Below are 13,127 nucleotides of genomic sequence, written 5' to 3'. Positions count from 1 at the left end.
TGAAAGACAATCATGTGGATTTTGCCGGAGGCATCGACAAGGCTATCAATCGTGCTAAAGAATATTGCAAGGAAAAAGGAAAAGACCTCAAGATAGAGATTGAAGTACGTAACTTCGATGAGTTGCAACAAGTGCTTGATCTTGGTGGCATAGACCGTATCATGTTTGATAACTTCACGCCTGAAATGACAAAGAAGGCTGTGGATATGGTGGGCGGTCGTTATGAAACCGAGTCTTCAGGTGGCATTACTTTTGATACACTGCGTGACTATGCCGAATGTGGCGTAGACTTTATCTCTGTAGGTGCTCTGACACATTCTGTAAAAGGACTGGATATGAGTTTTAAGGCATGTTGACAAGGGCGGAAGGCCGTATTTAGAAAATAGTAGGAAGCCTCTCATAAGTTTCAATCTTTATGGGAGGCTTTTTACTTCTGATACATTTAAGAAGTATGGTAAAGATAGATTGGAAGAAGGTAAAAACGACTATCAGAAATTGGAAGCCTGGCGAGTATATACGGCAAACTTCTATTGTTGTGATTGGTGTGCTGATAACCTTTGTCGGCAGTGAACTGGTCACTCGTTGTTCTGAGCAGAAAGACATTAAATCTACTATGCTGCTGATTAGGGATGAATTGAAAAGCAATCAGGATCAGTTTGAAGATGTTATGTCGGAATTTAATAAGGATAAACGTATTTCTACTCTCCTTATGGAACATGATATGAAATTCCGGATGATACCCGAAGACTCGTTAAGGCAATTTGGTTTTATTTTGGGGCATTTCCGTGTTTTCTCTTGTCGCCGGAATGCGATGGACCTGCTGAAAAATTCGATGTTGATGCAGAAGATATCAGATAAGGAATTTCTGTTGTCGTTAATTGAGGTTTATGAAAGGTTGGAAAGTTTTAGAACCCTCATAACCGAATATTATGATATGAAGGGGCAGGCTGTTAACCCTTTCCATCTGTCACTCACCGATGAGCAGTTTAACTCGTTGTTGGAGGGCGGCTATGAAATGTGGGAAATATATCTTTCGGATAAAACGGTACGCAATTTCATGAGAACGCCTATGGAGTATTTCCATTCCAGTTATAAAAAAGTGTGGAGCAAGAGATTTATAAGATGATCCGAGCTATTGAACAGAGATATGGAACTAAATAAACGGTTATGGGAAATATAGATAAGATAAAGTCTGCGATTAAAGGCTGGAGATTGGGAGATGGTAAATAATCTCCATTCTTTAACTTCTTTTTAGATATAACATTGCAGCATTCTACGGAAAGCTGCGTCTAACTAACAAACGACGCGAAGAGGCGTCCGTAAAAAGAGCACTGACATTGGAAAATGAAATAGAACTGATAGAGGGCTGCCGGGCAGGAAAGGATTCCGCACGTAAGGAGCTGTATACCCTTTATTCCAAGCAGATGCTTGCGGTATGCTACCGCTATACGGGCGATGAAGATGCCGCTCATGACGTATTGCACGATGGGTTCATCAAGATCTTTACCCATTTCACTTTCCGGGGCGAATGTGCGTTGGCAACGTGGGTAACAAGAGTAATGGTGACACAGGCAATAGATTATCTGCGAAAGCAGAAGCGTATCACCCAACTGGTGGTAAACGAAGAACAATTGCCTGACATACCCGACGAAGCAAGTATAGCAGATAGCGGTAGCTGCCTCTCTGAACAGCAGTTGATGGCATTTGTGGCAGAATTACCTGATGGATGCCGAACCGTTTTCAACTTGTATGTGTTTGAAGAGAAATCACATAAGGAAATAGCGGAAATGCTTGGGATTAAGGTACATTCATCCACTTCGCAACTGCATCGCGCCAAGAATTTGTTAGCAAAAAGAATTAAAGAATATACAGAGTATGAAAGGAAATGATGAAATAACCGGTTTGTTCCGCAGTCGTCTCTCTGGTGCAGAGATGACGGTGCGGGATGGCTTTTGGGAGGAGCTGAAAGGCGACCTGTCAAAAGTTGAAACCGATGCAACCAATACTTCTGCAGCTGTTGCTTTCGGACAGAAGCAGAAACGTTCCGTCCTTACTCCACGCTTCTATCGGGTGGCTGCGGCTGCTTCTGTAGTATTAGTGCTTGGAGCTGCTTCCGCTGCATTCTGGTATTTTTCTCCGAAAGATGAGATTCAGGAAGCATTCACCAAGGTAGCTACGCTGACACCGGAAGGTAAACTGAACGGAGATGTGGTACAGGAAAAATTCCCCTCTATTCATGAGACTAAACCTACAGCGCAGACTCCGGGGCATAAACATCCGGCACCAACATCATCCGGTACCATACTTGCTGCGAATGGTGATGATGAAGAAACTGTATCTGTTACTGTTTCCATTACAATTTCCCAACGTGTATATGGCAATCACCACCAAGGTAATGGAATGTATGGTCAAACAACTTCATCAAGGAATGAAAATAATCATCGTGCCACAACTACTGATCCTACTGCTACAAATTCTAATACAGAATTTGGCTCAGATTCCGATAAAGCACTCCCCGTTACCAATGCGGGTGGTTCTGCTAAAAAATGGGCTTTCAAAGCAGGCATAGGTACATCGTTGCCAAAGGGAGATTTCGGAATGCCGTTCACCGCAGGAGTTTCTGCCGAACGTCGTTTGAGCAAACATTTTTCTCTGGAGGCAGGTTTGCAATACAACCGTCTTGACGGAGATCATACGATACATACACTGGCTGTTCCGGTGAAACTGAATGCAATACTGGCAAGCAACTCTAGAGTAGATTTTTACGCTACATTGGGTGGTGCTGCCGAGAAATGCATATCCGGAGCCAGGGACAATGGTTTTGAAGCAGAGCCTGTACAACTTTCCGTTGCGGCAGGTCTGGGAGTCCGTTATAAGTTGAACGATCGGATTGCTCTGTTTGCAGAGCCTACGGTATCTCATCATTTTGATACGGATTCGCAAACAAAAATGCTGCGAACGGAACGTCCAACGAACCTTAATCTACTTTGCGGTGTTCGTATGACATATTAACCTTAATACAATGCAACAATGAAAGCAATTTCTAATATACGTGCCGTAATGGCCATTTTGATATTCTTCTTTTCTCTTTCTTTTGTGTCATGCGCAGAAGAGACGTTGGACTACAATAATCCTGACGTGGATTTATTCGTTAAGCAACTGAAGGTCGGAAAATATTCTGTTGAAAGTCCGGAAGGGCTGAACACTATCCCTCGGTTTACTGTTGATGACATAGGGGACTTGTTGAAGTATGCCGAAGATTTGATGGTAATTCCTTCTTTTCCGCTGGCTCCGGTTTCTTATTCCGCAGGTGGTAAGCTTCGTTTAGGTGAATGTATCTTGTGGACAGTAGAAACAATCCGTCTGGGGCAGAATGCTTCGATGGGATGCAAAATGGTACATGCGGATGCAGAGAATTATGAAGGCATTTACTTCTTGTCGGATGATGAAGTTCTGGATGCTTCTGCCCGTTATCGCCGCTGGTGGGAAAACCGCAAATACCCTCGTACGATGTGGACCATAGATCCTTGTTATGATGAACCGCTTTGTGGAAGCGGATATATGTGGTGGTAAGAAAATAAATAAATGAGAATATATTGCACTATAATCGGACTGCTTTTAGTAGTAGTCCTTCCCGTTTGCGCCCAGAACTGGACACCTCAGGACTCTCTGCGATTGCGCCGTCTATTGGACGGAGAAGGAGAGATTAAGCTGAATCCGGAAGTACTGAAAGAAATGGGAGTACAGGAGCCTCTGGGCAAACAACAGATGTCGCTGGAAAGACAATGGCTGGATTTCAATACAACACTTCCCGAAATACCAAATACACCGAAGAAGAAAGTTATTCTTACCTTGCGTCCATATACAGCAAATACGAAGTATAACTGGGATCCGGTGTATCAGAAGAAAATTAAAATAGATAAGAACACGTGGAGAGGAGATCCTTTTTACGAACTTAAAATGCTTCGTGTTTATTCTGATTGGGCGAAGACTCCTTTAGAAAAGGGTATCCGTAAAAGCATAGATGAGATAGAAGCAACCGGATTGCGTTATCGAGTGACGGAACGTGCAAATAATATGGCCGTGGGTAGCTGGCAGGGTGCCAGTGGCGGTTCGGGATTCTCCGGTGATTTTATGACACCTTTTACAAAAGAATTCTGGAATGTCAAAGGACGTAAGCGCCGTGCCCGTACTCTAGAAGTGCTCCGTGCATACGGGGACTCGACTACAGTGTTGATTAAAGAGCCTGTCAAGGCGATTAAAAATTAAGGAAAAGATTTGTGATAGGGATAATTGTCTAAATCTTCATTTGTATAATTTGTGCACTCGGTTTGCGTATATTGTATATTCGTATTTCCGGGTGTAGTTTTTATGACATATCGCCTTTTCCTCCGAACCTTTCGCCCTTTTTTCTTGTTTCTTCCTTAATAATACCTAAATGTAGGAGACTATGAACAGAATAACTTCCCTTTTCGGGATTCGATATCCAATAATCCAAGGTGGTATGGTTTGGTGCAGTGGCTGGCGCTTGGCGTCGGCAGTGAGTAATGCGGGTGGATTGGGCTTGCTTGGTGCAGGTTCTATGCATCCTGAAACGTTACGTGAGCATATCCGTAAATGTCATGCTGCTACACATAATCCTTTTGGAGTCAATATTCCATTGATGTATCCGCAGATTGAAGAAATCATGCAGATAGTGGTAGAGGAAGGAGTCAATATAGTTTTCACTTCCGCCGGAAGCCCTGCCAAATGGACGGGATGGCTGAAAGAGCGGGGAGTGACAGTGGTACATGTGGTCAGTTCTTCCCGCTTTGCGATGAAAGCCGAAGAGGCGGGTGTGGATGCTGTTGTTGCCGAAGGCTTCGAAGCCGGCGGGCATAACGGAAGGGAAGAGACTACCACTTTGTGCCTGATACCTGCCGTACGTGCTGCTACTACTTTACCATTGATTGCTGCCGGAGGAATTGCTACAGGCGAGGCTATGCTTGCTGCCCGGGTGCTGGGAGCAGAAGGGGTGCAAATAGGTACGCGTTTTGCATTGACTCAAGAAAGTTCTGCTCATGAATATTATAAGGAATATTGCCTGCGTTTGCAGGAAGGGGATACCCGCCTGTTGTTGAAGAAGCTCGCTCCGGTACGTTTGGTACGGAATAATTTCCGTGACGCTGTAGAGGCGGCCGAAGCAGTGGGGGCTACACAAGATGAACTTCGTATCCTTCTGGCTCATGGACGTGCCAAGAAAGGGATTTTCTATGGAGACTTGGAAGAAGGAGAACTAGAGATTGGTCAGGCTTCTGCACTGCTTTACGGTAAACAGATAGAGACGGTTGCTGAAGTGATGCAGGAACTGACGGAAGGATATAAAAGAGCGTGGGATGCGCTAAAGGAATAAGAATTTAGCTTCATGAGACGACGAAATTCGTCCCATGAGATGAAAAAATCCGTACCATGAGGCAAAAATAAATGTCTCGTGAGGCGAAAAGACTCATCTCATGGGACGAATTTTTTTTTGAATAGAGGGAATGAAATGGAGTCATTTCACTTTCTTACCGCCCAAAATGAAAAAAATGGGGCTGTACGTCAATCTGTACAGTCCCATTTTCATGTTTTCCGATTACGACCCTATGATTTAGGTGTACCGGAATTATTTGTTGTACTAGTTGTATTTACGGTAGGATTTGCAGTTGGTGTTGCCGTAGCTGTGCTTGTTGTGCCTGCTGCTGTTGCAGTGGTTGTTGCTGCGCTTGCTGCAACTTTTGGTTGTTCTTCCCAATGGAAGGGCTCAAAGTTAGTGTTCGGATCAACCCAAGTCGGTTTCTTGCAAGCGTAAATGATGAACGGAGCTGCCACTACAACAATGGCACCGATAATCAATACGGAGAACCAAACTGTATTGCTACCCGTTGAAATCTGACTGGGCGGGATAAAGCTCAGGATGAATGCCAACAGAGAACCACAGAAACCGAGTCCGCCGATGAACCACATCAAACCGTTACCACTCTTACCGATACGGAACGGACGGTTCAACTTCTTCATCTTGTAACGCAATACGATAGCTCCTGTAAACATCAACATATACATGATAAGGTAAAGAACTACTGTCAACTGTGACAGGATCTGATAGAAACTCTGTACGGAAGGCATTACTACGAACAAGAGGCTCAATACTGTTACAGCACCACCTTGTACGAACAGGATGTTCTTCTGTACACCCAGTTTGTTTGTCTTCTGGAAGAACGGGGGCATGTAACCTGCCTTACCTACGGCAAAAATACCTTTGGACGGACCGGCAACCCAAGTCAATACACCTGCCAGCACACCGAATGCAAGAGCGATAGCGATGATCGGTGATAACCAGGAAGCATGGATGTACTTGAAGTAATTGTCGAAACCAACCAGCAAGCTTTGTGTCAGACTGATGTCTTTGGCCGGAATGATAACACCCAGTGCGAAAGTACCCAGCACGAAAATGATAACTGTGATAGCTGCACCGATAAATACTGCTTTCGGATAATTCTTGGAGGGATTTTCTATATCCTTAACGTGGATACCGCCCATTTCCATACCGGCATAAAAGAGGAAGATACTTGCGGCGAGTACGACGTTGTCGAAGTTCGTCAGATCGGGGAAGAAGCTGCTGTGGAAGTCCAAATTGGAGTGTCCGCCTGTAGCCAGATAAATGATACCTAGGATAATCAGCAAGGCTGCCGGGATAATGGTACCAACCATACCACCGACTTTGGCAACTTTACCTACCCATCCCATACCTTTCAATGAGATGAAAGTGGCGAGCCAATAGATGATGAGCACTACGGCGAGTGTGTAGTACTTGTTACTTGCCAACGACATATCGTGCGCGTCGTTCATTCCGATGAAGGCGATGGATACGGCACCGAATGTCAATACGGTGGGGTACCAGATGGTACTTTCAATCCATTGCACCCAGATGGCAAGGAAACCGAGCCGCTTACCGTAGGCTTCGCCTACCCAGCGGAACACACCACCTTGTTTGTCCTGGAACATCGCAGCCAATTCCGCAGCGACAAGTGATGTCGGTATAAGGAATACGATAGCTGCAAATAAATAGTAAAAGGCCGAACTCATTCCGTACACGGCCTCGGCAGGTAGTCCACGTAGGGATACTACTGCTGTTACATTCATGATTGCGAGGGTGAACACACCCAGCTTCACTGTTTGTTTAATATTTGCCATAAGTTAAGGTTTTAGGTGAAAAATATGTTTTAAAATCAGTCTCTATAACAACGACCCGGTAGAGTTGTTTTCGGGGATAAAGTGAAAGTTGGTAAATTAACACTTAAACAAATGTCTTGTGCAAGACGTTTTAGGGCAATCAGACAGAAATCAGTAATATATTAAATCAGAATAAATAATAGGTATTATTATGAAAATGGCTCTTTCAGAATTTGCATTACGAGAGAAGGGAATTTATGGTGTCTTACACATTGTGATTCTGTTACTTTCGTTGTTTTTAGTGGTTAGTATTTCAGTAGATACATTCAAGGGTATTCCTTTCTATACTCAGACGGTATTTATGAAGGTTCAGTTTGCGGTGTGCGTATTGTTTTTGTTGGACTTCATTTTGGAGTGGTTTTTAGCAAAGCATAAAGGACGTTATTTTGCCACTCACTTCGTTTTTCTTCTGGTAGCCATCCCTTACCAGAGTATTATTTCTTGGGCCGGATGGACGTTTTCCGAAGAAATCACTTACTTATTGCGTTTTATTCCTTTAGTGCGCGGCGGTTATGCATTGGCCATTGTGGTGGGGTGGTTGACGTATAACAAGGCATCCGGTCTGTTTGTTACCTATTTGACGACTTTGCTTGCTACGGTTTATTTCTCCAGTCTGGCTTTTTATGTTATGGAGCATGGGGTGAATACATTGGTTACAGGCTATGGGGATGCCTTGTGGTGGGCGTTTATGGATGTAACGACAGTTGGTTCCAATATTATTGCTGTGACGGTGACGGGGCGTGTACTGTCAGTTCTGCTGGCAGCATTGGGGATGATGATGTTTCCGATATTTACGGTGTATGTGACGAGTCTGGTGCAGAGGAGGAACCAGAAGAAACAAGAGTATTATAAGGAGTTGCAGGGAGGGGATATAAAGTAATGTTGTGTGTGTACTTTTTCTTTCGGCTTGTCCCGAAAGAAAAAGATACCAAAAAGAAAGGGACCCCGGCTACGTCTCCGGTGCTACTCCGACATTGCCATTCGCAGACGGGGCTCGAACTCGCTTCGCTCAAACAGATCGCCCCTTACCTGCGCCTGACAGTGCCTACGTTTACGCACCTGCGCCTATGCCGGAGGGCTGCGCGGTGGGGGATTGGTTTGTGTTTATAAGAAATGAATGGTAGATACTGATGAACTTTTGTTAGTTTGTTGATAACTAATTTAGATAGTCTTCTGATTATCAACGGTTAGCATTTACCGATCATTTACGGTAGGATGTAAAAGCATTTACCGCCGCATGTAACGACCTTTACCACTTATTGTAACGCTCTTTACCTCGGTATGTAACGACCTTTACCTCGGCATGTAAATGGAGTTACCGTGTGGGGTTAACAAAGTTACTATTTGGGGTAAACTGAATTTCTATGAAAGGAAGTGTCTTTTCCTGATTTAGCTAGACGCTTTTTCTGTTTATAAACGATATCAGTAGACGGTTCTTTAGAGCATTGTACTGCTTCAGTAGTCACTTCTTCCTAAGTCATGCTGATATAGTGGACACCTTGTCTTGCTTTACGCTGCATGGTCTCCCGGCCTCACTGTAGGTGCGTAAGCGTAGGTGCTGTCAGACGCAGGTAAGGGGCGATCTGTTTGAGCGAAGCGAGTTCGAGCTCCGTCTGCGGATGGCAGTACCGGAGTAGCACCGGAAGTGCAGCCTTGAAAAGCTCGTTTTAGTGAGAGCAGCCGCAAGCTTGCTTGAGGATGCCGAACGTAAGGGCTTTCTGTAATTTTTCTTTTGGTATCTTTTCTTTTGTCTCAAGACAAAAGAAAAGTACAAGCGCCGCCTATCCTCTCCGGACGGACGACGCCTTTTATTTATGAAAAAGAGAGATTGTCTTATTCTACAATAGTCACACGGTCACCATTGAACACGCCCAAACCTAATTTGTTCATGATATACTTGATGGCGAGTTGTGATTTAACAGAATTCCCTGCTTCGTCCAAAGGAGGTGCAAATGCAGCTGCACCGAACACTCCGGGCAGTACAGACATAACTCCACCACCTACACCGCTCTTGGCAGGTATGCCGGCAGTGTACATCCAGTCGCCTGAATGTTCGTAGAAACCTACGGTAGAAATCATGGAAGTAATCTTCGGAGCTAATGAAGCTTCAAATACTTCTTTCTTGGTGACAGGGTTTACACCACTGTTGGCGATGGTTCCGGCAGCAATCGCCAATTGTCCGGCAGTGATACCTAATGAGCACTGACGAGTGTACAGGTCGAGTGCCATATCCGGATTATCGTAGATACGGTTGTAGTTCTTCAGTAACCATGCAATAGAGCGGTTGTTGAAGTTCGTTGCCGTTTCCGACTTATACAGCTCATCAATCAATTGTGGAGCTGAACCGCACAAATCAGTAATATTCTGAACAATAGCTTCCCATTTCTTATCTGAATTACCCACAGGCTCAACCATGGAACATGCTGAGATGGCACCTGCGTTTACTAATGGGGTAGAAGGGTGGTCATTCTCCAGCAAAATGGCGATGATTGAGTTGAAAGGTAGTCCTGTAGCATCTGCACCAATCATATCCAGCACCTTCTGCGCTCCGTATTGACGGAGGATAAGGATGGCTGTATGTACTTTGGAAACAGATTCTATACCGAAACGGTAGTCAGTGTCACCTATATTAATGGTTTGTCCGTTCATCAGACAGATGCTGATGCCGAACAGATTCTTGTCGATGTTGGCAAGGTAGGGGATGTAATCGGCATTTTTCCCCCCGGTGTTACCCTTCACCTGTTCATAGGCTTCCTGGGCAACCTCTTTTAGTTGAGAGATTGAAATCTTTTTATCCATAGTTAATAAAGTGTTAGAGTGTTAAGGCGATAGAGTGTTAGGGTGATATTGCTCAATCACCTTATTACTCTATCACCCTATCACTTCAATTATTTTACAGCCTTTTTATGGCGGCGTCCACCATGATTGAACATCTTAGCTTCCACCGGCAAGTTCTTTTCCTGAGCCATGCGGGTAGGAGTAGGATAATCCAATTTCTCCAGTTCAGTGATAGCATTCTTGATGTCGCCCAGCAACATGTCTGCCATGTCGCGGCTGAAGCCCTGGCGTACTACCACACGCATTACAACATAGTCTTCCAGTTTTGAAGGCAACGTATAAGCCGGTACCATCCAACCATGCTGAGACAGTTTATCCTGAAGGTCGTACAACGTCCATTTAGCATTCTTGGCGTACTCCGGTTTCATGTACCAGATGAACAACGGGTTCACCACTTCTTCTGAATAGTTGACGAACGGTTCCATCTTGGCGATTTCATCATGGATATACTTCGCAATGGTCAGCGAATTATACTGCACCTCTTTGTATCCCTGGAATCCTAAGCGAATGAATTGGTAGTACTGACCCAGGATTTGAGCAGCAGGACGGGAGAAATTCAATCCGACCTGAGTAATGTTTGCACCGAGGTAGTTTACGCTGAATGACATTTCTTCGGGCAGATATTCTTTGCCTTTCCAGCAAACCCAACCCAGACCCGGATAAACGAGACCGAATTTATGTCCGCTGACACTGATGGAAAGAACCCACTTCAAGCGGAAGTCCCATTTTGTTTCAGGATAGAGGAACGGCAGGATGAAACCACCACTGGCAGCATCTACATGGATAGGAATATCGTAACCGGTCTTGGCGTTGTAAGCATCGAGAGCTTTGTCCAGTGCTTCTACGTCATCGTTCAGTCCGGTCCATGTCACACCCTGAATAGGTACGATACAAATGGTGTTTTCATCACACATCTTCAAGGCTTCTTCCGGATCAAGAGTAGTCTTGTCAAGGGTCAAAGGCACTTCACGCATTTCAATCTGCCAGAGCTGGGCGAACTTTTCCCATACTACCTGGAAACCGGTTGAGATAACGAAATTAGGTTTATCGAACGGTTTGCCTTGAGCCTGGCGTTTCTTGCGCCAACGTAGCCAAGCTGCCACGCCACCCAACATACATGCTTCACTTGAACCAATGGCCAGCGCACCTGTTTTCCAAGTATCCTTTTCAGGAGAGTTCCACAAGTTTGCTACGATGTTGATACATTTTCCGTTCATCACGGCGATACGGGGATATTCCGTTTCGTCAATGTAGTTGATGTTGATCGCCTCGTTCATCAGCTTGGTGGCATAGTCGTCCATATAAGTGGTAACGAATGTAGCCAGATTCAGACGGGGTTGAGTTTGAGCGAAAGTTTCGTCTTTTACCATCTGATAAGCAATCTCGGGAGTAGTAGGTCCGTCAGGGATCTTCTCTACCGGAGAGGGTTGCAACATTCTGTTTGATCCAAACACTTCTGTTTTGGCATCACCTTTTCTGAAATTTACATCTTCCATTTTACTAATTGTTTTAGTTTAGGTTTAGGCGGCGAGGATTTTCCCCGTCGAATTTCCCACAACAACGGTGTTTGCAGAGGAAAGTTCCGGCGTTTTACATATTTTGGCGTTTATTAAACAGTTACGAGCTACGAGCTACAAGTAGCTGCGCACTATCACGCCGCATGGTACTTGTAGCTTTGTAGCTAGTAGCTCGTAGCTGTTGTAGCTCGTAACTATTTGAACTTTCTATAACCATAATTGTTTCTCTTGCACTATTTCAAACCCTATAAATATATATGTGTATATGAAAATCAATACCGGACGGGGGACTATTCCCTTAATTACGCTTATCGGCATCTGGTCTATCTCTGCATTGACCTCTTTGCCGGGATTGGCTGTTTCTCCTATTCTGGGACAGCTTTCCACTACTTTTCCGGATGCTTCGGAACTGGATATTCAGATGCTTAGTTCCTTACCGTCGTTATTGATCATACCTTTTATTTTGTTGGCGGGCAAGTTGGCTGAGAAACGTGACTTTGTCCGTCTATTACGCGCGGGGCTCTGGATGTTCGCCGCGAGCGGGGTGCTGTACTTGTTTTCCACAAAAATGTGGCAATTAATAGCTATCAGCGCCCTGCTGGGAATTGGTGCGGGACTGATTATTCCGCTTTCTACCGGATTGATTTCCCGTTATTTCACGGGAACCTACCGGGTGAAGCAATTTGGATACAGTTCCGCCATTACAAATGTTACGCTGGTGGTGGCAACTGCTGTTACCGGTTATTTGGCAGAAGTGAACTGGCATCTGCCTTTCCTGGTCTATTTACTACCTTTGGTAGCCATTATACTCACCATCCATCTGAAAGACGAAAATGCGGATGGTGAAGCACAAGTCACGTCATCGGATAAATCTCCTGCTGATACTTCTTCATCGGCAGAAACGGCTGTTCCGGCTATCCCCGGTAAGTATGGTATTCATGTCCGCCATCTGCTGCAACTGATGCTTTTCTACGGGCTTACCACTTATATCGTATTGATCGTGACGTTCAACCTTCCGTTCCTGATGGAGGAACATCACTTTTCCAGTGGGAACTCGGGGATGATGATTTCCCTCTTCTTCCTTGCTATCATGGCACCCGGTTTCTTTCTGGGGCATGTTGTAAAGTATCTGAAGGAAAAGACTAAGTTTTACAGTCTGCTGTGTATTGCACTGGGGTTGGCACTGATATGGATTTCTCCCAAAGAATGGCTGATTATACCCGGCTGCATACTGGTGGGATTGGGCTATGGGGTTATCCAACCGTTGATTTATGATAAAACGGTGGATACGGCTGTTCCCCAGAAAACCACGCTGGCACTGGCTTTTGTGATGGCAATGAACTACCTGGCTGTGCTGCTTTGTCCGTTTATTGTAGATTTCTTCCAATCATTGTTTCATGTACGTTCGCAGGAGTTTCCGTTTATCTTTAACCTTTGCATTACGATACTTGCATTGATATGGGCGTATAGGAGGAAGAAAGATTTTCTGTTCGGCGATAAGCTGTAAGTCGGTAGTTTCAC

General features: G+C 44.8%; 12 protein-coding genes. 9 read left to right on the top strand and 3 right to left on the bottom strand.

Annotation, left to right across the window (positions count from 1 at the left end):
• The 7 genes from BWI44_RS11915 to BWI44_RS11885 all read left to right on the top strand — a co-directional run.
• On the top strand, positions 1 to 356 hold a 356-nt coding region (locus tag BWI44_RS11915; protein WP_502688834.1), incomplete at its 5' end, for a nicotinate-nucleotide diphosphorylase.
• A 95-nt stretch (positions 357 to 451) separates the two neighbouring features.
• A complete protein-coding gene (locus BWI44_RS11910) occupies positions 452 to 1,126 on the top strand; it encodes a hypothetical protein (RefSeq protein WP_286813916.1) in 675 nt (224 codons plus the stop codon).
• A gap of 211 nt (positions 1,127 to 1,337) precedes the next feature.
• Positions 1,338 to 1,889, top strand: a complete 552-nt coding sequence (locus BWI44_RS11905) for an RNA polymerase sigma factor (RefSeq protein ID WP_044535038.1) — start codon at positions 1,338 to 1,340, stop codon at positions 1,887 to 1,889.
• Complete coding sequence (locus tag BWI44_RS11900) at positions 1,876 to 3,012, top strand: putative outer membrane beta-barrel protein (protein ID WP_195209673.1); 1,137 nt, start codon at positions 1,876 to 1,878, stop codon at positions 3,010 to 3,012. Before BWI44_RS11905 ends, BWI44_RS11900 begins: the two co-directional genes overlap by 14 nt.
• Before the next feature lie 18 nt (positions 3,013 to 3,030).
• On the top strand, positions 3,031 to 3,573 hold the full coding sequence (locus tag BWI44_RS11895) for a DUF4943 family protein (protein ID WP_044533578.1): 543 nt from the start codon (positions 3,031 to 3,033) through the stop codon (positions 3,571 to 3,573).
• A 12-nt stretch (positions 3,574 to 3,585) separates the two neighbouring features.
• The gene (locus BWI44_RS11890; protein ID WP_195209672.1) at positions 3,586 to 4,269 is read left to right on the top strand and encodes a DUF4858 domain-containing protein; all 684 of its coding nucleotides are present in this window, start codon (positions 3,586 to 3,588) and stop codon (positions 4,267 to 4,269) included.
• Between the two features lie 181 nt (positions 4,270 to 4,450).
• Positions 4,451 to 5,392 (top strand): NAD(P)H-dependent flavin oxidoreductase, encoded by a 942-nt coding sequence (locus BWI44_RS11885; protein WP_044533580.1) that lies wholly within the window; start codon positions 4,451 to 4,453, stop codon positions 5,390 to 5,392.
• Positions 5,393 to 5,622: 230 nt separating this feature from the next.
• Here BWI44_RS11885 and gadC read toward each other — a convergent pair whose 3' ends face one another.
• Complete coding sequence (gadC, locus tag BWI44_RS11880) at positions 5,623 to 7,212, bottom strand: glutamine/gamma-aminobutyrate antiporter GadC (protein ID WP_044533581.1); 1,590 nt, start codon at positions 7,210 to 7,212, stop codon at positions 5,623 to 5,625.
• 190 nt (positions 7,213 to 7,402) lie between these two features.
• Here gadC and BWI44_RS11875 point away from each other — a divergent pair, with 190 nt between their 5' ends.
• Positions 7,403 to 8,131 (top strand): potassium channel family protein, encoded by a 729-nt coding sequence (locus tag BWI44_RS11875; protein WP_073314342.1) that lies wholly within the window; start codon positions 7,403 to 7,405, stop codon positions 8,129 to 8,131.
• A 953-nt stretch (positions 8,132 to 9,084) separates the two neighbouring features.
• On the opposite strand, the gene glsA is transcribed toward BWI44_RS11875, so the two are convergent.
• Together glsA and gad are read right to left on the bottom strand one after the other, a co-directional pair.
• Positions 9,085 to 10,050 carry a glutaminase A gene (gene glsA, locus BWI44_RS11870; RefSeq protein ID WP_007216361.1) on the bottom strand — a complete coding sequence of 322 codons (966 nt, stop codon included), beginning with the start codon at positions 10,048 to 10,050 and terminating at the stop codon, positions 9,085 to 9,087.
• Between the two features lie 89 nt (positions 10,051 to 10,139).
• Positions 10,140 to 11,585, bottom strand: coding sequence for a glutamate decarboxylase (gene gad, locus BWI44_RS11865; RefSeq protein WP_044270187.1), 1,446 nt, complete (start codon positions 11,583 to 11,585; stop codon positions 10,140 to 10,142).
• A gap of 286 nt (positions 11,586 to 11,871) precedes the next feature.
• On the opposite strand from gad, the gene BWI44_RS11860 reads away from it, so the two are divergent.
• Positions 11,872 to 13,113, top strand: coding sequence for an MFS transporter (locus tag BWI44_RS11860; RefSeq protein ID WP_138292467.1), 1,242 nt, complete (start codon positions 11,872 to 11,874; stop codon positions 13,111 to 13,113).
• Positions 13,114 to 13,127 lie beyond the last annotated feature (14 nt).

It is taken from the genome of Bacteroides sp. Phil13, from assembly GCF_001940965.1.
Classification (GTDB): domain Bacteria; phylum Bacteroidota; class Bacteroidia; order Bacteroidales; family Bacteroidaceae; genus Bacteroides; species Bacteroides intestinalis.
Note: the sequence above shows the minus strand (reverse complement) of the source record. Positions and strands in the feature narration are given on the sequence as shown.